Genomic DNA, 23,445 nt, shown 5'->3' with positions numbered 1-23,445 from the left:
AACGGCACCCCCTGTGGACAACCGCCGCGCCCGCCCCTCACGACCTGGCAGCATGGCAGGGTGACAGCAGCAACGCATTCCACCCTCTTCCCCCAGGTCCCCGACTCCGCGGACGCCGTGCTCGACGGGCTCGACCCGGAGCAGCGCGAGGTCGCGCTGGCCCTCGGCGGACCCGTGTGTGTGCTGGCAGGAGCCGGGACGGGGAAGACGCGGGCGATCACGCACCGCATCGCCTACGGGGTGCGCGCCGGAATCCTCCAGCCGGCGACCGTGCTCGCCGTCACCTTCACCAACCGGGCGGCGGGGGAGATGCGGGGCCGGCTCCGCCAGCTCGGCGCGACGGGTGTCCAGGCCCGGACATTCCACTCCGCGGCCCTGCGCCAGCTCCAGTACTTCTGGCCGAAAGCTGTCGGCGGTGCGCTTCCGCGTCTGGTGGAGCGCAAGGTCCAGCTGGTCGCCGAGGCGGCGGCGCGCTGCGGGATCCGGCTGGACCGTAACGAACTCCGGGACGCCACCAGCGAGATCGAGTGGGCCAAGGTCACCCAGACCGTCCCAGCCGATTACCCGGCCGCGGTCGCCAAGACCCAGCGGGACGTCCCACGCGACCCGGCCGAGCTCTCACAGATCTACGCGATGTACGAGCAGCTGAAGCGCGACCGCTCGGTGATCGACTTCGAGGACGTGCTGCTGCTCACCGTCGGCATCCTGCAGGACCGCCACGACATCGCCGAGCATGTGCGCCGTCAGTACCAGCACTTCGTCGTCGACGAGTACCAGGACGTCAGCCCGCTCCAGCAACGGCTCCTCGATCTGTGGCTCGGCGACCGGGACGATCTCTGCGTCGTCGGTGACGCCGGACAGACGATCTACTCCTTCACCGGTGCCACCCCCGACCATCTGCTGAATTTCCGCACCCGCCACCCGGACGCGACGGTGGTCAAGCTGGTGCGCGACTACCGCTCCACACCCGAGGTCGTCCACTTGGCCAACGGGCTGCTCAGCCAGGCCCGGGGCAAGGCGGCCGAACACCGGCTGGAGCTGGTCTCGCAGCGGGACAAGGGACCCGAACCCGTCTACACGGAGTATCCGGACGAGCCCGCCGAGGCCGAGGGCACCGCGCGGCGGATCCGTGACCTGATCGCCGCCGGCGTCCCGGCAGGCGAGATCGCCGTGCTGTACCGGGTCAATTCCCAGTCCGAGGTCTATGAGCAGGCCCTCGCGGACGCGGGCGTCCCCTATCAGCTGCGTGGCGCCGAGCGCTTCTTCGACCGGCCCGAGGTGCGGGAGGCCGGCGTGGCCCTGCGCGGAGCCGCCCGCGCGGGAGGCAACGACGCGCTGCTCGACGGCGCCGACGACCTGCCCGCCGAGGTGCGGGCAGTGCTCTCCACCAAGGGCTGGACCTCCAAGCCGCCCGCCGGCTCAGGAGCGGTGCGCGACCGCTGGGAGTCGCTCGCCGCACTGGTGCGACTGGCCGAGGACTTCGAACAGGCCAAGCCGGGCGCGACGCTCTCCGACCTGGTGGCCGAGCTCGATGAGCGTGCCGCCGCCCAGCACGCGCCCGCGGTCCAGGGCGTCACCCTGGCGTCGCTGCACTCGGCGAAGGGCCTGGAGTGGGATGCCGCGTTCCTGGTCGGGCTCACCGAGGGCATGATGCCGATCGCGTACGCCAAGACGGACGAACAGGTCGAGGAGGAACGCCGGCTGCTGTACGTCGGTGTCACCCGGGCCCGCTTCCACCTCTCGCTGTCGTGGGCGCTGTCCCGGTCACCGGGGGGCCGGGGGAACCGCCGGGCGACCCGCTTCCTCAACGGGCTGCGGCCCGGCTCGGCCGCGCTCGGCACACGGGGCGGCGCCGGAGGAGGCGGCGGCATCGACCGCGGCTCCCGTACGGGCACGGTCGGCGCCGGCGCGGAGAGGCCGGTCCGGGCGGGCCGGAAAGGCCCGGTGCGGTGCCGGGTCTGCGGCAAGACGCTCACCGAGGCCGGCGAGATGAAACTGATGCGCTGCGAGGACTGTCCCTCGGACATGGACGAGGGGCTGTACGAGCGGCTGCGCGAGTGGCGCGCGGACCGGGCGAAGGAGATCAGCCAGCCCGCCTACTGCGTCTTCACGGACAAGACACTGATGGCCATCGCCGAGGCGGAGCCCGGCAGCGAGGGTGAGCTCGTCGTCATCGCCGGTGTCGGCAACCGGAAGCTGACCAGGTTCGGGGCCGACGTCCTGGCCATCTGCGCAGGTCGGACGGTGGGTCACGAGCTCGAAGAGGGAGACGGCGACGTGTGAGGAAAACTCGTCGAAAAAATAGTTTGCGCCCACAGCAGTCATCACCATAGGTTCTTAACCACGGGAACAGCGACTTCTCTGAAGCCCTGACCCCGTGCTGTACTTATCCGAATACGCAGGATCGGCCCCGGCCGGTCCCTTGAGACGCCGAGAGGAGGCGATTGTCGTGATCAGCATCATCAACACCATCAAAATGACCGATCCGTCGATCGTCTCCACCTGCTCGCTCGGCCTCACCCGCTCTTCGGAGCTCTCGCTTCGTGGCACCGGTGTGTCCGGCATCTCCGTGGTCAGCCCGCTTTCCCTGGCGAGCCTGCCCGTGCGGGAGCGCAATGAGCGACCGACCGAGGCACCGGAAGCAGCAGTAGCGAATGGACAGGCTTCGGCCTATGCCTTCGCGGCCGCCGGTGCCGGAGCCAAGAAGCAGACGATGCAGCACCACACGATGTGGGCCTTCCGTGGGCCTGAACCCTGGAGTGATCCAGCCTGACTCGATCAGGCCGGCGCCTTCAGGGCCGCGGAACCCCACTCGGGATCCGCGGCCCTTTTGTTTTGTCCGAACGGATGAGACGAGACGAAGGAGCCTCGGGACAGCAGGACCTGGTACCAGCCGCCAACCGGCCAACAGGCCGGCACGACCAGACGAGGACAACGCCACCGTGCAACTCGAGACGCACGCCCCGTCCGTACCGCCTTCCGACACGATCTCCCCGCCCGGCCTCACGGAGGACTCCACCTTGATCCCCCTCACCGCGCTCACCGCGCTCGACGACGCCATCGAGAACCTCGGCGTGCCCGTCCCCTGCCGTTCCTACGACCCGGAGGTCTTCTTCGCCGAGTCCCCGGCAGACGTCGAGTACGCCAAGTCCCTCTGCCGGACCTGTCCGCTGATCGAGGCCTGCCTCGCCGGCGCCAAGGAGCGGCGCGAGCCGTGGGGCGTCTGGGGCGGCGAGCTCTTCGTCCAGGGCGTCGTCGTCGCCCGCAAGCGCCCGCGTGGCCGTCCGCGCAAGAACCCGGTCGCGGCGTGACCCCCGGCCTGGGGGTCATGTCCCCCGCGCGAACGAAGCGCATCGGAACCATCGACCGTCCCCACACCCATGACCCCCGGAATCAGGCACCAATGATCACCACCACGAGGGAGCCCGTCGGCTCCGCCACCCCCGACGTCACCATCATCGGCGCGAACGACTCGCGTCAGAACAGGACCCGCGAGATGCAACTCATCCCAGAAGCCCTGAGTCGTGCGCATATGCACGACCGCATGAGGGAAGCCGAGGAGGGACGTCAGGCCGCGCGCCTGGTGGCCGCCCGGCGGATGCAGCGCCGTGCGGAACGTGCCTCGATGCGCGCCCGCCGCGCGCTCGCCATGGCCGTCATGCACTGACAGCCGCACCAGCAGTAAGGCGCACCACGGCTGCCGGGCCACCGCTCGGCCCCTCAGGCAGCCACCCTCCCCATCAGCGGGGCCGGCCCGATCGGGCCGGCCCCGCAGTGCGTTGCAGCGAGCGCCGCCCGGGCCGCGGCGTTATCGTCGCGAGGTGGACGAGGAGACTCAGCACCCCGTGAATCCGGCCGCCGGACACGTGGCGTGTGCCCGCTGCGGCACGACCGCCCGGTCGGACCCGCCACCTCCGACCTGGCTCTGCTCCGTGGAGAACGGCAGACGTCAGTACTTCTGCGATGACTGCGCGCGCACCCACATCAGGGCGATCGAGAGCGGGCTCGACTCCGCCTGGTGGTGAACCGGGGACCGGGGGGCGGTACGGGCGCCTGCGCCTCGGCCGCGCCCGTGCCCCGGCCCGCCTGTCCCCCTCCTCCACCTCGGCCCCCTTACACCTCGACCGCCGCACCCTCCTCGGCGCCGTCCTCGGCGCCGTCCTCGCCCGGTTCGTACTCCTGGAGGAACCCCGGCAGCCAGGACTCGAGTTCGTCCCGCAGACGGACCGTCGCACCCAGCTGGCACAGCACTCCGATGGTGCTCAGCGTCACTCGGTGTATCAGCAGGTAGGACGGGGGGAGGTTCAACTGCTTCCCCAACTGGTGCGCCGGAGACCGCGGATCGGCGATCCGCGTGGCCTGACTGCGCAGCCAGGAGCGGGTGAAGGTGAACTCGTCGGCCTGCGCGGGCTCGATGATGGGGAGGAGGTAGTCGAGCACGGCATCCGGTTCGAGATCGATCGACTCCTTGACGAAGCCTGCCTCACGCAGCATGGCGTAGACGGCGTCGGCGTCCCCGTCCAGCGTCATCCGCAGGGAGTCGCCGATGGTCTGCGGCAGACCACCCGGAAGACGGTCCACCGTGCCGAAGTCCAGCACCCCCAGGCGCCATGGGCCCTCGTCGCCGAGCTTGTCCGTGTCCCCGGCATCCGGGGGCAGCAGCCGGAAGTTGCCCGGGTGGGGGTCCGCATGCAGCAGACCGGTGCGCGCAGGCCCCGAGAAGAGGAATCGCGCCAGCAGCTGGCCCGCCCTGTCCCGTTGTTCCGTAGTGCCGTCAGCGATCACCTCCGACAGCGGGATCCCGTCGATCCACTCCGTCACCAGCACCTGCTCGGACTGATGCACCACTCCAGGTACCACCACATCCGGATCGTCCTCGAACTCCGTGGCGTGCTCCTGCTGGGCGTGGGCCTCGAGCTCGTAGTCCAGCTCCTCGGACACCCGGTCGCGCAGCTCCGTGATGAGCGGCTTGATGTCCATTCCGGGGACGAGCGGACCGAGCAGCCGCGCGAAGCGGCTGAGTTGGGTGAGGTCCGAGAGCAACGCCTGACCGGCGCCCGGGTACTGCACCTTCACGGCTACGTCGCGCCCGTCGTGCCAGACGGCACGGTGGACCTGTCCGATCGAGGCCGCGGCGGAGGGCCGGTCGTCGAACTCGGTGAACAGCTCCCGCCAGTCCTCGCCGAGCCGCTCCGCCAGGACCCCGTGGACCGTGCGGGTCGGCATGGGCGGTGCCGCTTCCTGAAGCTTGGTCAACGCCGCGCGGTAGGGGCCCGCCACATCCTCGGGCAGCGCGGATTCGAAGACGGACAGCGCCTGTCCGAGCTTCATCGCACCGCCCTTCAGCTCGCCGAGGACTTTGAAGAGCTGGTCCGCGGTGCGCTGCTGGACCTCGCGGGCCACGATCTCGGCGGACTTCCCGCCGATCCGCTTGCCCAGCCCCCATGTGGCACGGCCTGCGAAGCCGAGCGGCAGGGCTGCCAGCTTCGCGGTACGCGTGACCGCCTTCCGGGGAAGATCAGACATGTGCCCCTCCAGTTCCCAGACTGCCGTGTGGCGTGAGTTTCCGGCTCCGCTCCATCGGCGGCGGTCACCCGGCCATTGTGTCCTGCGGGGCGCCGGCCGCGGGGGTGAGCTCCACCTCAGTGTGCCCGGCGGCACCGCAGGCGCAGTCGGGGTGTGGTCCCAGCCGCTCCGACCGCCAGTCCAGCATCGGCATGGCGGCCTCCCATCGTGCCCCGGTGCTGGCGGGCAGCTCTCCGTCGAGAAAGGACAGCGCGTGGGCCGCGGTCAGGCCGGCCACCGCGGTCGCCAGGCCCAGATCGCAGGCCTGAACGCACGCGCGCCGCCCCGACCTCCACTGCGCGAGCATCCGTGGCCACTGGGGGTCCGCCTCCGCGCGGCTCAGCGCCAGGCAGCCCGCGCAGCCGGTACCTCCGGGGAGCACCAACGGACCGACCACTCCGGTGGCTTCGATCACTCCCGCGTAGAGATGCGGTGTACCCGAAGCGATCCACGGTGCCGCGGTGTCCGGGTCGGGGGCATAGACGGAGAGGCCGTCCCTGGGCGCCACCACGATCAGGGACAGGGCGGGTTCGCCGCCCGTCCGGGTTTCGCCCGAACCGCCCGACCGTGGCGGCCCGCCGACCGCGGACCTGCGCACCAGCTGCCGGGCAGCCGTGTCGCGGCGCTCTCCGACCGACGAAGCCGGAAGGCCGCCCGGCGCGACGTCCCAGGGCTCGGTGCGGCCGCCGTCCAGCACCTCGACATGCCCCACCCCTGACCCGGACAGCACCGCGGCGACCGCCGCGCCGACCCTGCCGGCTCCGCGCACCTGCACCCGCATCGCGCGCCGGGCCGCGAGCCTGCGCAGTCCGCTGCCGGGCGTCGGATGGACCACGGAGAGCGCCGCCGCGTCGGGACGCTGCCGCTCGAGGGTCTCGGCCCGTCGGCGTAAGGCGTCGGCCTCGGGGCCTCCCGCATCCGGATCGTCCAGCAGACCGGCCTCCGTGAGGCGTGAAACGAGAATGTCCACGTGACGGTCCGACAGATCCAGAGCCCTGGCCTCTTCGCGGAGCAGAGGAAGGCCGCGCGTTCCGTCGAGGAGTTCCAGAAAGCTGCCGGTCGCGATATCCATCGGGCCCAGTGTTACCGCGTGTGCGGGCGTCACGCCGAATTGCACGGTGTTCCGTCCACGCCAGGCCCGGCGGAGTGCGGGCTTCAGCATCGGATGCATGACTTCTCCCAGGTCGGTGTCGTCGGTGTCGGGATCTGTTGCCAGAATGCAACATGGCGGCGAAACGGACCGAAAGTTATCCACAGGCTGGGGTATTAGTCGTTCAAATGGTGCAAGCCGAGAAGTGGATCAACCTCGGTCCGTCGAGGGGGCGGGACTTCCCGCGCCGCCAGCGGGTAACGTCGTGTCGTGCCCGCCGACCCCTCTCCCGGTCTCGCCGGGGAGACCCCTGCGCGCAGCGCCGGACACCCGCAGCGCAGCGCAGCCAGCCAGCAGCCCCGCGCATCGGTGACGAGCGCGGTCGAGGTCCGCAGAAGCACCCGGCGCAGCAGAACGGTCTCCGCGTACCGGGAGGGTGACCGCACCATCGTGCTCATCCCGGCCCGGATGTCGGAGGCCGAGGAACAGCGCTGGGTCGGCGTGATGCTCGACAAGCTCGCCGCGCAGGAGAGTAGACGCGTCATCGGCGACAGCGAGCTCGCCGACCGTGCCGAGCGCCTCTCCGGTCAGTATCTCGACGGCCGGGCGCGGCCGGCCTCCGTGCGATGGGTGACCAACCAGAACACCCGCTGGGGCTCCTGCACCCCGGCTGAGGGAAGCATCCGGCTCTCGCACCGCCTGCAGGGGATGCCGGAGTACGTCCTCGACTACGTCCTCCTCCACGAGCTGGCCCATCTGCTGGTTCCGGGCCACGGTCCGCGTTTCTGGCGGCTCCTGGAGACCTACCCGCGAACCGAGCGTGCGCGGGGCTATCTCGAAGGTGTCGTCGCGGCCGACCGGCTTCCGCATCTGCCCGCCGCCCGCGAAGAGTGACGTCGCCGATTCTGTACCGGGTCTGTACCGGCTTGGCTCGGTGTCGTGGTTTGCGGTTAGCCTGACGCGACGCATTCACCTTCGGGATGGGGGACGGTCGTTACGCATGGCCAGGGAATTTCAGCGAGGCCACAAGGCCAAGATCAGTGATCTCACGTCAGGGACGGATCTGTACGTAGGTGTGCAGATCGCGGGCCCCGGCCTGACGTTCGACATCAGCTGCTTCGGTCTCGATGCCAATGAGCAGCTCTCCGACGACCGGTATTTCATCTTCTTCAATCAGCCGAAATCGCCTGAGGAGTCGATTCAGCTTCTCGGTGCCCAGGCCGGTGACACCGAATCCTTCCGCGTCACCCTCGACCGTGTTCCGGCGAACATTCACAAGCTGTCCTTCACCGCGACGCTCGACGGTGCCGGTCAGATGTCGCAGGTCGGCCCCGGATATATCCGGATCGTCGCGGGCGGCGAGGAAGTGGTGAAGTACGCCTTCACCGGCTCGGAGTTCACCACCGAGCGCGCGGTCATGCTCGGCGACTTCTATCTCAAGGACGTCTGGCGGTTCGCCGCGGTCGGCCAGGGCTTCGACGGCGGGCTCGACGCGCTGCTCAAGAACTTCGGCGGCGAGGTCGCCGAGGAAGCTCCCGCAGCGCCGCCCCAGGGCGCCGCGCCCTCGTTCGCACCGCCGGCCCAGGCCTCCGCGCCCCCTGCCTTCGGAGCTCCGGCCGCGCCCCAGGCTCCGCAGCCCGCACCGGTGTTCGGAGCTCCGGCGCCACCGGCTCCCGCACCGCAGCAGCAGCCGATCCACGCCGCTCCGACCATCGCGGCCCCCATGGCGCCGGCGCCGCAGGCACCAGCACCCGCGGCACCGGCGCCCGCGCCGTACGGACAGCCGCCCCAGCAGCCGCAGTTCGGACAGGTCCCGGGGCAGGGAGCTCCGCCTGCCGCCCCGCCCTACGGGCAGCAGCCGCAGGCCTACGGACAGCAGCCCCAGGCCGCCCCGCCCTACGGGCAACAGCCCCCGCCCTACGGGCAGCAGCCCCACGCCGCCCCGCCGTTCGGCCAGCAGCCCCCGGCCTACGGACAGCAGCCCCCGGGCATGCAGCCCGGTGTGCCGCAGGGCGTGCCCCAGGGTGTTCCCGCAGGCGGCGCAGGCCTGCAGGCCGCCCTGCAGCCCTACAAGGAAGCTGCCACCGGACAGCGCTGGACGTCGCAGAACCAGCAGCTCATGCGCGTCGACCTCACGATGGGCGGCACACCGGTGCTGGCTCGTCAGGGCAGCATGGTGATGTACCAGGGCAAGGTCGACTTCGGTTACAAGGGTGCCGGCTTTGCGGGCCGCATGGTCGGCAACGCGACGGGCCAGGAGATGCAGCTGATGCGCTGCAGCGGCCGTGGCCAGGTCTTCCTCGCCGAGGAAGGGGCGCACCTGCATCCCATCGAGCTGCAGGGTGACGGCATCTGCGTCTCGGCGGAGAGCGTGCTCGCATTCGACGAGTCGCTGCAGTACGAGGTCCGCAGGATCGAGGGGCACGGGATCCCCGGAGGCGCCCTGTTCACCATGCAGTTCCAGGGAACCGGCACCGTCGTCGTCAAGACCCACGGTGTGCCGGTGGTCCTGCCGGTCACCCCGACCACCTTCGCCGACTGCAACGCCGTGGTGGCCTGGTCGTCGGCATCCCAGGTGATCATCTCCAGCCAGGTCCGGCTGCGCCGCAACGCGTACCCGGGCCACAGCGGGGAGACCGTCAACCTCCAGTTCCGGGGAGCACCCGGAAACTTCATCGTCGTCCAGCCCTACGAGGTCTGAGGGAGCCCGTCATGAATCAGCAGCTCGCGGGCTTCGCCCCGACGCCCGTCACGGCCCGCATGGAGAACCACGGCCGTACGATGCTCAAGGTCGCCATGGCCACAGGCCAGGACCTCTACGCGCGCACCGGCTCGATGGTGGCCTACGAGGGCTTCATCCAGTACGAACCCAATCCGCCCGCCGTGCGCCAGATCGCGTCCCAGTGGATCACCGGCGAGGGCGCACCCCTGATGAAGTGCGCCGGCGACGGACTGCTCTACCTCGCCGACTACGGCGCCGACGTGGTCGTCATCAATCTCGACAACGACTCGCTCTCGGTCAACGGCACCAACCTCCTGGCCTTCGACGGTCACCTCAGCTGGGGTGTGGAGCGGGTCAAGGGGCTGGCCAAGTTCGCCGGCCAGGGCCTGTGGAACGTCAGGATCCAGGGCACCGGATGGGTCGCCATCACCTCGCGCGGCACACCGATCGTCGTCGACTGCGGCCGGGGCGAGGACGAGACGTATGTCGACCCCGACGCCCTCGTCGCGTGGTCCCCGAACCTCAAGGTGAAGGGCAAGCGCAGCTTCAAGGCGAGCTCGCTCATAGGGCGCGGGAGCGGGGAGGCGTACCAGATGGCCTTCTCCGGCCAGGGCATCGTCGTCGTCCAGCCGAGCGAGGACAGTACCGACCGCCTGCGGATCCGGAACTGAGCGGGGGAGAACACATCATGCAGAGTCCGCTTTTCAGCCACACGGAACAGCAGTCGCAGGACCGCTACACGGTCCAGAACCCGCAGCTCCTGAGAGTCGCACTGGCCGGCCACGACGACGTCCTCGCCCGCAAGGGCGCCATGGTCGCCTACCAGGGACTCATGGAGTTCGACGGGGAGTACCAGTCGCACGGCCAGCGCAGTGCCCGCAGGAACACCGGCGAGGGCCTCGACCTCATGCGCTGCTCCGGGCAGGGCACGGTCTATCTGGCCAACCTCGCCCAGTACATCCATATGGTCGACGTCGACCACGAGGGCATGACGGTCGACAGCGCCTACGTCCTCGCGCTGGACTCCTCGCTGCACACCGAGGTCATCGCGGTCGACAGCCAGTACGGGATCTCCGGCACCGGCAAGTACCAGCTCAACATCTCCGGCACCGGCAAGGTCGCCCTGATGACCTCGGGCCAGCCGCTGATGATGCAGGTCACCCCCGACAAGTACGTCAATGCAGACGCCGACGCGATCGTCGCCTGGTCGAGCGGGCTGAGGGTGCAGATGCAGGCCCAGACCCACTCCTCGGGCGTCATGCGGCGCCGTGGCAACACGGGTGAGGGCTGGGAGCTGAGCTTCCTGGGCCAGGGATTCGCCCTCGTCCAGCCGAGTGAGGTGCTGCCTCCGCAGAACGCTCAGATCGGCCAGGGGGCCGCGGCCCAGTTCGGTGTGGGCCAGCAGGGCGCGCACGGCCAGAACCAGAACAACTCCTGGAACTGAGCCGCGCCCCTCGGGCCGAGCACCAAGGGTGAGGGGCGGTTCTTCCGGGAACGGCTCCTCACCCTCTGCCCGGTGCCGCGGCGCTAGGCCCTGTCCAGCCGTGCGCGGGTGTGCGTCAGCAGCCGCTCCACCGAGGCGTCCGCCACTCCCGCCACCTCGTCATAGGCGAACCAGCGCAGATCGAGGGACTCGTCGCTGATCTGCTCCACCGCTCCGGCCGGCGCCGTCGCCGCGTACTGCACATCGAGGTGCCAGTGGCAGGGTGCCGGGATGGGATGCCGGTCCAGTCGTACGGGCCCGCCGGGCAGCAGGGTGAGCCCGGGGATCCCCGACTCCTCCGTGGCCTCGCGCAGCGCGGCCGCCGCCAGGGTGGTGTCCTGGGGTTCGCAGTGTCCGCCCATCTGCAGCCACCTCCGCAGCTTCCGGTGCAGCGTCAGCAGGACCCTGCCGCGCTCAGGGTCGATCACCAGAGCGCTGGCCGTCAGATGCCCCGCCCCGCACGCCTTCCACATGCCGTCGGGATGCTCTGCCAGATGGTCCAGATAGGTCCGGCGCAGCCCGGCCTGGGGTGCGTCGCCCCCGTCGTAGCCCTTGATCACCGAAATCGCGTCGTCGTGCAGGCTCACCGGCCGGAGTCGTCCTTACCGTCGCTCTTCGGGTCGTCGTCCGGGCCGTCGTCGCCGGGCTCGTCCTCGGCCTGCTCCTTGGGCTGCTCCTCGGAGGAGGGTTTCGCCGGGCCCTTCGCCGCCTCTCCGAGCATCTTGTCCAGCTCGGAGAAGTCCAGCTGCTCGTGGTGGACGAAGCCGTCCGGGTCGTCCAGGTCCCGGGCCGTCGGCAGCATGTCCGGGTGCTCCCACAGGCCGTCGCGGCCGTCGACGCCCCGGGCGTCCGTGAGCGAGGCCCACAGCCGCGAGGCGTCCCGCAGCCGGCGCGGCCGCAGCTGGAGCCCGATGAGCGTGGCGAAGGTCTGCTCGGCGGGACCACCGGAGGCCCGGCGCCTGCGCATCGTCTCGCGCAGCGCGTCCGACGAGGTCAGGCGTGATTTCGCGGCCTCGTGCACCACCGCGTCCACCCAGCCCTCGACGAGGGCGAGAGCGGTCTCCAGGCGGGCCAGCGACGCCTTCTGCTCCGGAGTGTCCTCCGGCTGGAACATGCCCTGCTGAAGAGCGTCCTGCAGCTGCTCGGGCTGCGACGGGTCGAACTGGCCGACGACGTCCTCGAGCTTGCTGGTGTCGACCTTGATGCCGCGCGCATAGGCCTCGACCGCGCCGAACAGATGCGAGCGCAGCCACGGAACGTGGGCGAAGAGCCGCTGGTGGGCCGCCTCGCGCAGCGCCAGATACAGCCGCACCTCGTCCTGCGGCACGCTCAGGTCCTTGCCGAACCGCTCGACGTTCAGCGGAAGCAGGGCGGCCTTGCCGGCCGGCGCGAGCGGGAGGCCGATGTCGGTCGAACCGACGACCTCGCCTGCGAGCACGCCGACGGCCTGCCCGATCTGCTGGCCGAACATGGCGCCGCCCATGGACCGCATCATGCCGATCAGCGGCCCGGCCATGGCCTGCATCTCCTCCGGAAGGACATCGCCCATGGCCAGTCCGACACGCTCGGCCACCGGGTCCACCAGCTGCTGCCAGGCCGGCAGCGAGGCCTCGACCCACTCGGCGCGGCTCCACGCCACCGTCGAGACGGAACCCGAGGGCAGCGACGTCACGCCGTCGAGCCAGAGATCGGCGAGACGCAGCGCCTCGTCGACGGAGGCCCGCTCAGCGGGTCCGACGCTCTCGTCCTTGCTGCCGTCCGTGGTGCCCTGCGACACCGTCTGGCGGGCGATCTGCTTGGCCATGTCCCAGTTCACCGGGCCGCCCTCGTAGCTCAGCATCTGGCCGAGCTGCTGGAAGGCCGCACCCAGGTCGTTCGGGTTCATCGAGCCGAACATCGCGGCGAACGGGTTGTCCCCGCCCGCGCCCGGCGGGAAGCCGAACGGGTTCGCCGGCCCGCCCGAGCCCTGCCCGGCACCGGTGGGGTCCTTCTTCTTGCCTTCGTCGCCGTCTTCCGGCTCCTCCGGCGGAAGGCCGAATCCGAATGGGGTGTCACTCACGGGTTTCCTCGGCTCGTAGGGCCGCCGGTTCGAACCGACGGCGACTGCCCGACATCACCATCCAGCGTAGACACCGAAGACCGCTTGGGCCCTCAGTGCTCCGCCGGCTCCCGGCCTGCGGCAGGATGGACGCCACCTGGTACGTACGCGTCATGCGGGTACGTACTGAAGACAACCGCTGGAGACGCCCGGTGAGTTCCCCAGATCCTCAGGTTCGCGCAGCGCGAAACCTGGCCGCCCCCTCGCCCGAAAGCAAGCCCACGAAAAATCGTTCCCGAAGCCGCGGCCCCGTCGTCGCGGTCACCGGTGCCGCGACCGGCGTCGGTGAGCTGCTCACCGCCCATCTCGCCGCATCCGACGAGATCAAGCAGGTCATCGCCATCGACGAGCGCCGGGGAGACGTCTCCGAGGCGACCTGGCACATCCTGGACGTGCGGGACCCCGCCATCGCGGAGAAGCTGCGCGGCGCGGACGTCGTCGTGCACATGGCGCTCGACCTCGACCTGGAGACCGATCCCGCCGCCCGTACCGCGTACAACGTGCGCGGTACCCAGACCGTGCTGACGGCGGCGGCGGCCGTGGGCGTCCACCGGGTGGTGCTGTGCACCTCGGCGATGGTCTACGGCGCGCTGCCCGACAACGACATCCCCCTCTCCGAGGACGCGGAACTGCGTGCCACGGCGGAGGCCACCGGTGTGGGTGACCTGCTGGAGATCGAACGGCTCGGCCGCCGCGCGCCCCGCGCCCACCCCGGCCTCAACGTCACGGTCGTACGGCCCACGGTCCTGGTCGGCGGTACGGACACGGCGCTGACCCGGTACTTCGAGTCCCCCAGGCTCCTCGTCGTCGCCGGCTCACGCCCGGCCTGGCAGTTCTGCCACGTCGACGACCTGGTCAGCGCCCTGGAGTACGCGGCTCTCGAAAAGATCGAGGGAGAGTTCGCGGTCGGCTGCGACGGCTGGCTGGAACAGGAGGAGGTGGAGGAGCTCTCCGGAGTCCGCCGTATGGAGCTGCCGTCCGCCGTCGCTCTCGGCGCCGCCGCCCGGCTGCACCGGATCGGCCTCACGCCCTCCCCGGCGGGCGACCTCGCCTACACCATGCACCCCTGGGTGGTGAGTGTGAGCCGGCTCCACGACGCGGGATGGCGCCCGCGCTGGACCAACGAGGAGGTCCTGGCAGCGCTCCTGGAAGAGGTGGAGGGACGCCACACGGTCGCAGGGCGGCGGCTCGGCCGCAAGGACGCCACCGCAGCCGGTGCCGCGGGGGCGACCGTCGCACTGCTGGGCACGGCGGCGCTGGTCCGGCGGGCCCGCAAGGCGCGCAGGCGCTTCTAGTGTTTCTCCCGGCGAGCCTTCGCCCGGCCGCGACGCCGGGCGGTCGGCGGCGCGGTCCTCCTGCCGGGCCGGAGCCCCGGGCGCCTGCCTGGTAGGAGGCTCCAAGCGGGCCGGCACGCCACCGGTCGAAAACGCTATTCCGGGATGCGCGTGCCGTGCGGCACGATGGCCCCATGGCACGCACCCAAGACCATCCCGGCGAGCAGGCCGCCCAGGACCCCATCCGGCTTCTGGACATCCGTGACACGCCGCTGTCCGTCGACGAGATCTTCCGCGCGGTCGGGGACGACGCAGCCGGAGGCATGGCGCTCTTCGTCGGCACCGTGCGCAACCACGACGACGGGCAGGATGTCGGCTCCCTCGGATACTCCTGCCATCCGACGGCCGGCGACGAGCTCCGCAGAGTGGCCGAGAAGGTGGTGGCGGAGTTCCCGGTACGGGCGCTGGCCGCCGTCCACCGGGTGGGTGAACTGGACGTGGGCGATCTGGCGGTGGTCGTAGCCGTGTCCTGCGCCCATCGGGGTGAGGCCTTCGAGGCCTGCCGCAAGCTGATCGACGACCTGAAGCACGAGGTCCCGATCTGGAAGCACCAGCGTTTCTCCGACGGCACGGAGGAGTGGGTCGGCGCCTGCTGAGCGCAAACCGCCCCAGGGGGCATCAGCCCCGATTTGCGTAACCGCACCCCTGCCGTGAGCGTTGGTCCTGCAAGTGGTTAATCTGCTGATCGTCAGTTGCGGTCGCTCATGGGGTAGGGAGGTCGTAGTGGCAGCACTCGCTTGGCTCTTGATTCCGCTTATAGCTGCTCTTGGCGCGGCGATATGGGGAGGGTGGGCAGCCCGCAATCGAACGACCGGCGATGTCACCGAACTCGCCGGCTACGCCAGGTTCCGTGAAGCGATGGAGAAGTCGCACTCCGGTTCCGAGGCCGTCTGAGGCATATGAGACTCCGCAGCTGTACGCAGTTGCCAACTCCGCACCGCACCCGCTCCCCGTAGGCGCAGTCAGCGCAGCGAGCGAACCCGCGATGCCCCTCGCTCCTCCCGGACCCCCTCCGCCGTCCGCCTCGTACGGACCGGCCCGGACGGTGCACTGACAGGCCGTTCCCGTACTGTCGTTCCATGCCACGCCGCACCGCGACGATGCTCGCCTCCACCCTCATCCTGATCGCGCTGCTCTGCGCAGGCGTGCTGATTCGCGTGCCGTATTCGGAGATGTCCCCCGGGCCGACCGTGAACACGCTCGGCGACGCCCGTGGTGAGCCCGTCCTGCACATCAGCGGGCACAAGACGTATCCGACGTCCGGGAACCTCAACATGACGACGGTGCGCGTCACCGGCGCGGACTACGACATGAACATCGTCGCGGCCGTCTACGGCTGGCTGGCCCATGACAGCGTGGTCGTGCCCCACAACACCCTCTACCCGGACGGCAAGACCGAGGAGGAGTCGACCCAGGAGAACGCCGAGGAGTTCAGCCAGTCCCAGGAGAGCGCCAAGGTCGCCGCCCTGGAGGAGCTGAAGATCCCGGTCACCTCCCGTGTGGTGGTCTCCACGGTCGTCAAGGACAGCGCCGCCGAGGGAGTGCTGCACGCGGGCGACGTGATCAAGGCGGTCGACGGCACGGCGGTCGAGCAGCCGGAGGACGTCGCGAAGCTCGTCACGAAGCACAAGCCGGGCGAGGACGTCGTCTTCACGGTGATCCCGGCCAGAACGGCGGCCGCGGCGGAGAAGGCGAACAAGGAGCCCGAGGGCTCCCGGGACGTCACCCTGACCACGCGGAAGGCGCCCGAGGACCCCGCGAACCCCTCGGAGGACCGGGCGATCGTGGGCATCCAGGCGGGGACGGACCACACGTTCCCGTTCGAGGTCGACATCAAGCTGGCCGACGTCGGCGGCCCGAGCGCCGGACTGATGTTCTCGCTGGGCATCATCGACAAACTGACGCCCGGAAAGCTGACGGGCGGCAAGTTCATCGCGGGCACCGGCACCATCGACGACGACGGCAAGGTCGGTCCCATCGGCGGGATCAACATGAAGCTGGTCGGCGCGCGCGACGAGGGCGCCCGGTACTTCCTGACCCCGGACGACAACTGCTCCGCAGCGGCGTCCGACACGCCGAGCGGCCTCACCCTGGTGAGGGTGAAGACCCTCGACGACGCCAAGAAGTCCCTGGAGAAGATCCGTACGGGGGACACGGCCGGCCTGCCGAGCTGCTCGAAGGGCTGAGAGCCGGTCGGTGGCCTCCGGCCGGGGGGCCGAGGCCACCCGACCGGCTCTGAGGCCGGCCCCCGCCGGAGGCGTCAGGACTCGAAGGTGGCCGCGAGCGCCTCGGCCAGCCCAGGAACCAGCCCCGCGCCGGTCAGGACCTCAGTCGGGGAGTCCTTCTCCCGCAGCCGCACGGCGGAGTCCCGCGCGCCGTCCCGCAGCACCGCCACGGTCATCCGCACCTCCTGGCGGGCGGGGTGCTCGGCGACCCACTTGGTCAGCTGCGCGTCGGTCAGGCCGTCCGGTACGGACGCCTCCGCCGAAGGCGGCAGCATCAACCGTTCGACGGTCATGGCGCAGCCGACGACGGCGTCGGGCCAGGCGATCGTGGCGAGGAATTCGTCCAGCGCGGTGCCGGCGGGGAGCTCCTCCTGCTCGACAGGAGTGAGGGCGGTGGTCGTGGAAGCGGCGTCGTCGAGGCCGAGCTGGGCGGCGAGGCCCGGCTCGTGGGCACGCAGCCGGGCGGTGTCGACCAGGGCGAACAGCCTGGCCGGCTGGTCCCAGCCGAGACCTGCTGCATAGGCGTCGATCTCGAGGACGGCGACGGTGAGTGGGCTCGCGGCCATCGGAGGGCCTGAGGGGGAAACGTTGGGCATGCTCAACATCCTGCCTCCTTATGCCCCGGGAACGGGAACTAGGTAAAGCCTCAGTAAGTTGCATAGGTGGGCTCTACGATCGCTGGGCCCGCTCCACACGACCGCGAACTTCGAGGTGCGCACGTTGGCTTTCCAGATGCCGGACCGCGGCGGAGGCCCGACCGGGCCACGGATCAGAGTCGGCCGCCCGTCCCGGCGCGTCCGTACCCTGCTCATGACATTGGGTGTCCTGGCGGTTCTCGCCATGGCCTTCGTCATGTTCGCGGGGTTCTGGACGGACTGGCTCTGGTACAGGTCGGTCGCGTATTCGTCCGTCTTCACCACCACCCTGTGGACCAAGATCGGGCTGTTCCTCGTCTTCGGACTGCTGATGGCTGTCGCCATCGGCCTGAACATCTGGCTCGCGCACCGGCTCCGGCCGCCGTTGAGCGCGATGTCGCTGGAGCAGCAGAGCCTGGACCGCTACCGGATGAGCGTCGCCCCGTACAAGAAATGGGTGCTGCTCGCCGTCACCGCGCTCGTCGGGCTGATCTCCGGCGCATCCGCGTCGGGCCAGTGGCGCACATGGCTGATGTACGTCAACGGCGTGCCGTTCGGGCAGAAGGACCCCCAGTTCAAGCTGGATGTCTCCTTCTACGCCTTCGACCTGCCGTGGTATCGCTTCATGCTCGGATTCGGGTTCGCCGCAGTGGTGCTGTCGCTGATCGCGGCCGCGCTGACCCACTATCTCTACGGCGGGCTGCGGATCACGAGCCCCGGCGCCCGGGCCACCGGTGCCGCCACCGGGCATCTCTCCGTGCTGCTCGGCGTCTTCGTGGCGCTGAAGGCCGTGGCGTACTGGCTCGACCGGTACGGCCTGGCCGTGAAGTCCAGTGACTTCAAGGCCACGGACAACTGGACGGGCCTGCGGTACGTCGACGCCAACGCCTATCTGCCGGCGAAGACGATTCTGTTCTGCATCGCCGTCATCTGCGCGCTGCTCTTCTTCGCGACCCTCTGGCGGCGCACCTGGCAGCTGCCGGTGATCGGCTTCGGCCTGATGGTGCTCTCGGCGATCCTGATCGGCGGCCTCTACCCGGCCATCGTGCAGAAGTTCCAGGTCCAGCCCAACGAGCAGGCCAAGGAAGCGCCGTTCATCCAGAAGAACATCGACGCGACGCGGGACGCCTACGACATCGACGACGCGAAGGTCGACGACTACGCAGGCACCAGCAAGACCGACGACAGCAGCAAGCTGAGGGCGAGCGCCGACGCCGCCGCAAGCTACCGCGTGATGGACCCGAACGTCGTCTCGCCCGCGTTCCAGCAGCTCCAGCAGAAGAGGAACTACTACCAGTTCCCCAAGACGCTGGACGTCGACCGCTACAAGGGCGAGGACGGCAAGGAGCAGGACACCGTCGTCGGTCTGCGCGAGCTGAACCTCCAGGGCCTCCCCAAGAGGAACTGGATCAACGACCACTTCACGTACACCCACGGCTACGGGGCCATCGCGGCCCGGGGCACCACGACCGGCACCAACCCGGCGGGATCCCCCGACTTCACGGAGTCGGGCCTTCCCACCACCGGCGAACTGGGCAAGTACGAGCAGCGGATCTACTACGGCGAGAAGACCGAGCAGTACTCCATCGTCGGCGGGCCCCAGAAGGAGCTCGACTACGAGGAGGACGGCGAGAAGACCACCAGCTACAAGGGTGACAGCGGGGTCAGTCTCTCCAACGCCTTCAACCGGGCGGCCTACGCCGTGTCGTTCAGTGAGCCGCAGATCCTGTATTCGGGAGCCATCGGCGAGGGCTCGCGGGTCCTTTACAACCGCACGCCCAAGGAGCGCGTCGAGGCGGTCGCGCCGTGGCTGACCATCGACGGCGACGCCTACCCGGCGGTCGTCGACGGCCGGATCCAGTGGGTCGTCGACGCGTACACCACGACCAACGGTTATCCGTACGCCTCGCGTACGACGCTCGGTGACACCACGGCCGACTCGCTGACCACCAACCAGCGCGCGGTCGTCGCCCAGCAGAACCAGGTCAACTACATCCGGAACTCGGTGAAGGCCACCGTCGACGCCTACGACGGCAAGGTCAAGCTCTACGAATGGGACACCGAGGATCCGGTGCTCAAGACGTGGCGCAAGGCCTTCCCCGGCACGGTGGAACCGCGGGCGGACATCCCGCAGGAGCTCATGGACCACCTGCGCTACCCGCAGGACCTGTTCAAGGTCCAGCGTGAGCTGCTGACGCGGTACCACGTCGAGAACCCCGCGCAGTTCTACAGCGGCAGTGACGCCTGGCAGGTGCCGGACGACCCCACCAACAAGGAACCCGGGTCCGTTCCGCCGTACTACCTGAGCATGAAGATGCCGGACCAGGACGCGCAGACGTTCTCCCTGACCACGACCTTCACCCCGAAGGGGCGACCCAACCTGGGGGCGTTCATGGCGGTGGACGCGGACGCGGCCAGCAAGGACTACGGCACGATCAGACTGCTGAGAGTCACCAGCACGGTCAAGGGACCGGGCCAGGTACAGAGTGAGCTCAACGGCAACGACGACGTCGCCGAGTTCGTGAGAAACCTCAAGGGGACCGACTCGGACATCGAGTACGGCAACCTGCTGACGGTGCCACTCGACGGAGGCTTCCTCTACATCGAACCGGTCTACACGCGCGGTGGCACGCAGAACTATCCGCTGCTGCGCAAGGTCGCCGCGTCGTACGGGTCGAAGATCGTGTTCGAGAACAGTCTCGGAGAAGCGCTGAACGCGGTCTTCGGGGTCGAGGACTCCGATACGACGACACCGCCCACCGAGCCCGACGAGCCACCGGGCGACACCACGGAGCCCCCGGCCACCGGGGACGCGGCTCTCAAGAAGGCCATCGCGGACGCCCAGAAGGCGTACACGGCGGGTGAGACGGCTCTCAAGGAGCAGGACTGGGAGGCCTACGGCAAGGCCCAGACAGACCTTCAGGAGGCCCTCGAGCGCGCGGCGGCGGCTCAGCCCGAGGCCGGCGGCTCCTCCGGCGCCGACGACGCCGACGGTGCCAAGAAGCCGGAGGGCGACGACCAGGGCAGTTGAGAAAAATCCACCCCCGCGTCGTGGTACGGTTTGGACACAACGGCGCGGGGTGGAGCAGCTCGGTAGCTCGCTGGGCTCATAACCCAGAGGTCGCAGGTTCAAATCCTGTCCCCGCTACTGAAAGGCGAAGGCCCGGATCCCAAGGGATCCGGGCCTTCGCCATGTCTGTTGCCTTTTCTCAAGTTGTCGGAGTGAAGAGCGGTTCGTGGGGCACCAGTTGGACCCAGCCGTGTTTCACTTGTCTCTCTGTGGGCATGTCGACAAAACGCCGAAGTGACTTCACTGGCCGCGTATACCAGGTGTACGCGGGTAGCAGGTGGTGCGACGATGGTATTTATGGGGGACAGGGCAACTCTGTTGGAGACAGGGCGGTTTGTGCAGCGACGCGGCCGGACGACGGAAAACATGGCAGATGTGGCATTCGCCGCTGCCCTGGCCGAGACCGCTGACACCGCCGACGGCGACCGCGAGGACCCCGTCTTCACCGTGGACATCACCTACACGGCCGATGCCGTCGAGAGCGCCGGGGCGACCGGGAGCACGGACACAGCCGGGAGCGCGGACACCACGGACACCACGGACCACGGCGACGAGACCGAGGCCCGGCACCGGCGCGCCGCGGAAGCCGGGGACACGGCGTCGATGAGCGTCCTGGGCGCACTCCTGCTGCGCCGAGGCGACCTGGACGGCGCCGAAGCCTACCTGCGCGCGGCCACCGCCGAGGGCGACCGGGCCGCGGCCAACAACCTCGGCGTGCTCCTTCACCAGAGGGGATACACGGACGAGGCGGCCGGGTGGTGGCGTATCGCCGCTGTCGCCGGCTCCGCCGCCGCCGCGCACGCCCTCGGGCGCCATTTCAGGGAGCGCGGGGACGAGCCCGGCGCCGAGTACTGGCTGTGCCAGTCCGCCGAGCAGGGGCACGCGCTCGGTGCGTACGCACTGGCCGACCTGCTGGAGCACCGCGGTGACGCCGGCGCCGAGCGCTGGCTTCGTGCCGCCGCGGAGCAGGGGCACCGCGAGGCGGCGTACCGCCTGGCACGGACGATCGAACGCAAGGCCGTCGGCGACGCGCACGACGCGTTCGGCATGGGCCGCGTCGTGGGCGAGGACCGCCCGGCGCCGGCCGCTGCCGCACCGGCGAAGCCGGACGGCCCCGTCGCGGGCCCCGACGCCGGACGCGTCGGGGAGGCCGAGCAGTGGTACCGCCAGGCCGCCGCGCGTGGGCACCGCCGTGCCGCCCTGCACCTCGGCGCCATCCTCGAACAGCGGGGCGAGCTGAAGGAGGCCGGCCGCTGGTATCTCACCGCCGCCAAGGACGGTGAGCCCCGGGCGGCCTGCGCCCTGGGTTTCCTGCTGCGTGACGCGGGCGACGAGGAGAGCGCCGCCGTGTGGTGGCTGCGAGCGGCCCAGGACGGCGACGGCAACGCCGCGAACGCCTTGGGCGCCCTGCACGCGGCCAGAGGCGAGCAGCAGACCGCGGAGCGCTGGTACCGAGCCGCCATGGACGCCGGTGACGTCAACGGGGCGTACAACCTCGGCCTGCTCTGCGCCGCCCAGGACCGGATCCCGCAGGCCGAGCAGTGGTACCGCCGCGCCGCCTACGCCGGGCACCGTGAGGCGGCGAACGCGCTGGCCGTGCTGCTCCTCCAGGCAGGGGACGCGACCGGGGCCGAGCCCTGGTTCTCCAAGGCGGCGGAGGCGGGCAGCGTGGACGCCGCCTTCAACCTCGGCATCCTGCACGCCGGACGGGACGAGGACCGCACCGCGCTCGGCTGGTACCAGCGGGCGGCGGCGGCCGGGCACACCGATGCCGCGCTCCAGGTGGGCATGGCCCTGCTGAGGGACGGCGAAGAGCGGGAGGCCGAACGCCATCTGCGCTGCGCCGCGGGCGGCGGCAGCGCCGAGGCCGCCTTCCGGCTGGCGGGCGTGCTCGATCTGCGCCAGCCGGCACCGGGACCTCCCGCGCTGGGAGAGCCGATGCCGGAGAAGACCGAGTGCGAGGAGTGGTACGAGAGGGCTGCCGAGCAGGGCCATCGCCGCGCCCAGGTCAGGGCCGGGATGCTCGCGGCCGCGCGCGGGGACATGGCGAGCGCCGCGCGCTGGTACCGCGAGGCCGCCGAGTCGGGCAGCCGCAACGGGGCCTTCAACCTCGGGCTGCTGCTCGCTCGTGAGGGCAGCGAGCGCGAGGCGGCCCTGTGGTGGAGCCGCGCCGCCAACGACGGCCACGGCCGGGCGGCCCTGCGGCTCGCGCTGCTCGCCGCCCGCCGGGGTGAGCTCACCGAGGGGCAGCGCTGGTGTGCCCGGGCGGTCGAGCTGGGCCCGGCGGAGGTGGCCGAGCGGGCCGCAAGGCTGCTGGAAGCACTGCACCAGGAGCTCACCGCGTGATGACGGGGCGGGCCGGTCCGTGACCCGGGCCGGCCGGTTCACGGTGCGCGCGGGTGTCCGGGGAATGAATTTGCTCCTGCGGGCATGAGTGTCGTAGAGTTGCAATCACAACGGCGCGGGGTGGAGCAGCTCGGTAGCTCGCTGGGCTCATAACCCAGAGGTCGCAGGTTCAAATCCTGTCCCCGCTACTAAAAGACTGAGGCCCGGATCCTTCCAAGGATCCGGGCCTCAGTCGTATGCCCATGCAAAGCCCACTCCGAGGGGTGTTCGTGCCCGGACGGAGGCCGTCCGGGCACGCGGAGCGGACTCAGGCCGTGGCGGCGCAGTTCGGACAGGTGCCGCGGTAGGTCACCTCGACGTCCGAGACGGTGAAGCCGAACCGCTCGTCGTCCGGCAGGTCCGCGAGGGGGTTGCCGGACGGGTGCACGTCCCGGATCGCTCCGCAGCGCCCGCACACCAGGTGGTGGTGGGGGCGGTGGGCGTTCGGGTCGTACCGCTTGGCCCGGCGGTCGGTGGAGACCTCGATGACCTCTCCGAGGGACACCATCTCGCCCAGCGTGTTGTACACGGTGGCCCGGGAGATCTCGGGCAGCCGGTCGACGGCCCTCGCGTGGACCTCGTCCGCCGTCAGATGCACATGGTCCCCTTCGAGAACCTCGGCCACCACGCGCCGCTGTGCCGTCATGCGCCAGCCGCGTCCACGAAGTCGTTCCAAGAGGTCACTCATGGGGCCCAGCCTAACAGCGGAGGGGCCCGAGTTCCGAGTCGGTGTGACTTTAGATCTCTGATTGACTTGGACAAAGTCCATTGTAGGATCGGTAGCGTACTGGCCAAGGACAGGCTGCGGCCGAGAACAGGCTGCACAGGGAACGACGCT

Annotated in this window: 20 protein-coding genes and 2 tRNA genes; 16 read left to right on the top strand and 6 right to left on the bottom strand. The window is 70.0% G+C overall.

All coding sequences use genetic code 11. From position 1 onward, the window contains the following. The first annotated feature begins 60 nt into the window (after positions 1-60). The 5 genes from ACIREO_RS02825 to ACIREO_RS02805 all read left to right on the top strand — a co-directional run bounded on the left by ACIREO_RS02825 (position 61) and on the right by ACIREO_RS02805 (position 4,025). Positions 61-2,283 carry an ATP-dependent DNA helicase UvrD2 gene (locus ACIREO_RS02825; RefSeq protein WP_404104055.1) on the top strand — a complete coding sequence of 741 codons (2,223 nt, stop codon included), beginning with the start codon at positions 61-63 and terminating at the stop codon, positions 2,281-2,283. Positions 2,284-2,449: 166 nt separating this feature from the next. Beyond that, complete coding sequence (locus tag ACIREO_RS02820; protein WP_404104052.1) at positions 2,450-2,773, top strand: hypothetical protein; 324 nt, start codon at positions 2,450-2,452, stop codon at positions 2,771-2,773. A 169-nt stretch (positions 2,774-2,942) separates the two neighbouring features. Next, a complete protein-coding gene (locus ACIREO_RS02815; protein ID WP_099174590.1) occupies positions 2,943-3,311 on the top strand; it encodes a WhiB family transcriptional regulator in 369 nt (122 codons plus the stop codon). A 17-nt stretch (positions 3,312-3,328) separates the two neighbouring features. Continuing rightward, complete coding sequence (locus ACIREO_RS02810) at positions 3,329-3,667, top strand: hypothetical protein (protein WP_404104049.1); 339 nt, start codon at positions 3,329-3,331, stop codon at positions 3,665-3,667. Positions 3,668-3,821: 154 nt separating this feature from the next. Next, on the top strand, positions 3,822-4,025 hold the full coding sequence (locus ACIREO_RS02805) for a hypothetical protein (protein ID WP_404104047.1): 204 nt from the start codon (positions 3,822-3,824) through the stop codon (positions 4,023-4,025). Between the two features lie 88 nt (positions 4,026-4,113). Here the strand turns inward: ACIREO_RS02805 and ACIREO_RS02800 are convergent, their stop codons facing one another. Together ACIREO_RS02800 and ACIREO_RS02795 are read right to left on the bottom strand one after the other, a co-directional pair. Next, a complete protein-coding gene (locus ACIREO_RS02800; protein ID WP_404104044.1) occupies positions 4,114-5,526 on the bottom strand; it encodes an ABC1 kinase family protein in 1,413 nt (470 codons plus the stop codon). 64 nt (positions 5,527-5,590) lie between these two features. Continuing rightward, positions 5,591-6,736 carry a ThiF family adenylyltransferase gene (locus ACIREO_RS02795; RefSeq protein ID WP_404104041.1) on the bottom strand — a complete coding sequence of 382 codons (1,146 nt, stop codon included), beginning with the start codon at positions 6,734-6,736 and terminating at the stop codon, positions 5,591-5,593. Positions 6,737-6,925: 189 nt separating this feature from the next. Here ACIREO_RS02795 and ACIREO_RS02790 point away from each other — a divergent pair, with 189 nt between their 5' ends. From ACIREO_RS02790 to ACIREO_RS02775, 4 genes are all read left to right on the top strand, one after another. Then, positions 6,926-7,549 (top strand): M48 family metallopeptidase, encoded by a 624-nt coding sequence (locus ACIREO_RS02790; RefSeq protein ID WP_404104038.1) that lies wholly within the window; start codon positions 6,926-6,928, stop codon positions 7,547-7,549. 106 nt (positions 7,550-7,655) lie between these two features. After that, entirely contained in the window at positions 7,656-9,356 is a 1,701-nt protein-coding gene (locus ACIREO_RS02785; RefSeq protein ID WP_404104035.1) for a TerD family protein, read from the top strand. A gap of 11 nt (positions 9,357-9,367) precedes the next feature. Next, on the top strand, positions 9,368-10,048 hold the full coding sequence (locus ACIREO_RS02780; RefSeq protein ID WP_404104033.1) for an AIM24 family protein: 681 nt from the start codon (positions 9,368-9,370) through the stop codon (positions 10,046-10,048). A 17-nt stretch (positions 10,049-10,065) separates the two neighbouring features. Further along, positions 10,066-10,821, top strand: a complete 756-nt coding sequence (locus tag ACIREO_RS02775) for an AIM24 family protein (protein WP_404104030.1) — start codon at positions 10,066-10,068, stop codon at positions 10,819-10,821. Between the two features lie 83 nt (positions 10,822-10,904). Here the strand turns inward: ACIREO_RS02775 and ACIREO_RS02770 are convergent, their stop codons facing one another. Beyond that, positions 10,905-11,447 (bottom strand): NUDIX hydrolase, encoded by a 543-nt coding sequence (locus ACIREO_RS02770; protein WP_404104027.1) that lies wholly within the window; start codon positions 11,445-11,447, stop codon positions 10,905-10,907. Further along, positions 11,444-12,919 carry a zinc-dependent metalloprotease gene (locus ACIREO_RS02765; RefSeq protein ID WP_404104025.1) on the bottom strand — a complete coding sequence of 492 codons (1,476 nt, stop codon included), beginning with the start codon at positions 12,917-12,919 and terminating at the stop codon, positions 11,444-11,446. The genes ACIREO_RS02770 and ACIREO_RS02765 overlap by 4 nt, the downstream gene beginning before the upstream one ends. 191 nt (positions 12,920-13,110) lie before the next feature. Between ACIREO_RS02765 and ACIREO_RS02760 the strand changes: the two genes are divergently transcribed. The 3 genes from ACIREO_RS02760 (at position 13,111) to ACIREO_RS02750 (ending at position 16,478) form a co-directional block, all read left to right on the top strand. Beyond that, on the top strand, positions 13,111-14,253 hold the full coding sequence (locus ACIREO_RS02760) for an SDR family oxidoreductase (protein WP_404104022.1): 1,143 nt from the start codon (positions 13,111-13,113) through the stop codon (positions 14,251-14,253). Positions 14,254-14,426: 173 nt separating this feature from the next. Further along, the gene (locus ACIREO_RS02755) at positions 14,427-14,888 is read left to right on the top strand and encodes a molybdenum cofactor biosynthesis protein MoaE (RefSeq protein ID WP_404104020.1); all 462 of its coding nucleotides are present in this window, start codon (positions 14,427-14,429) and stop codon (positions 14,886-14,888) included. A 483-nt stretch (positions 14,889-15,371) separates the two neighbouring features. After that, on the top strand, positions 15,372-16,478 hold the full coding sequence (locus ACIREO_RS02750) for a PDZ domain-containing protein (protein WP_404104017.1): 1,107 nt from the start codon (positions 15,372-15,374) through the stop codon (positions 16,476-16,478). Positions 16,479-16,552: 74 nt separating this feature from the next. Here the strand turns inward: ACIREO_RS02750 and ACIREO_RS02745 are convergent, their stop codons facing one another. After that, positions 16,553-17,122 (bottom strand): PPA1309 family protein, encoded by a 570-nt coding sequence (locus ACIREO_RS02745; protein WP_404104014.1) that lies wholly within the window; start codon positions 17,120-17,122, stop codon positions 16,553-16,555. A gap of 127 nt (positions 17,123-17,249) precedes the next feature. Here ACIREO_RS02745 and ACIREO_RS02740 point away from each other — a divergent pair, with 127 nt between their 5' ends. From ACIREO_RS02740 to ACIREO_RS02725, 4 genes are all read left to right on the top strand, one after another. Then, a complete protein-coding gene (locus ACIREO_RS02740; protein WP_404104479.1) occupies positions 17,250-20,183 on the top strand; it encodes a UPF0182 family protein in 2,934 nt (977 codons plus the stop codon). Between the two features lie 43 nt (positions 20,184-20,226). Then, positions 20,227-20,300, top strand: a tRNA-Met gene (locus ACIREO_RS02735). Between the two features lie 210 nt (positions 20,301-20,510). Then, positions 20,511-22,568 carry a sel1 repeat family protein gene (locus ACIREO_RS02730; protein WP_404104011.1) on the top strand — a complete coding sequence of 686 codons (2,058 nt, stop codon included), beginning with the start codon at positions 20,511-20,513 and terminating at the stop codon, positions 22,566-22,568. A 114-nt stretch (positions 22,569-22,682) separates the two neighbouring features. Further along, a tRNA-Met gene (locus tag ACIREO_RS02725) sits at positions 22,683-22,756 on the top strand. A 119-nt stretch (positions 22,757-22,875) separates the two neighbouring features. On the opposite strand, the gene ACIREO_RS02720 is transcribed toward ACIREO_RS02725, so the two are convergent. Beyond that, positions 22,876-23,295: a Fur family transcriptional regulator gene (locus ACIREO_RS02720; RefSeq protein ID WP_404104009.1), complete on the bottom strand. Its 420-nt coding sequence runs from the start codon at positions 23,293-23,295 to the stop codon at positions 22,876-22,878. Between the last annotated feature and the right edge of the window lie 150 nt (positions 23,296-23,445).

Source organism: Streptomyces sp. NPDC102441 (assembly GCF_044765585.1).
Taxonomy (GTDB): Bacteria; Actinomycetota; Actinomycetes; order Streptomycetales; family Streptomycetaceae; genus Streptomyces.
Note: the sequence above shows the minus strand (reverse complement) of the source record. Positions and strands in the feature narration are given on the sequence as shown.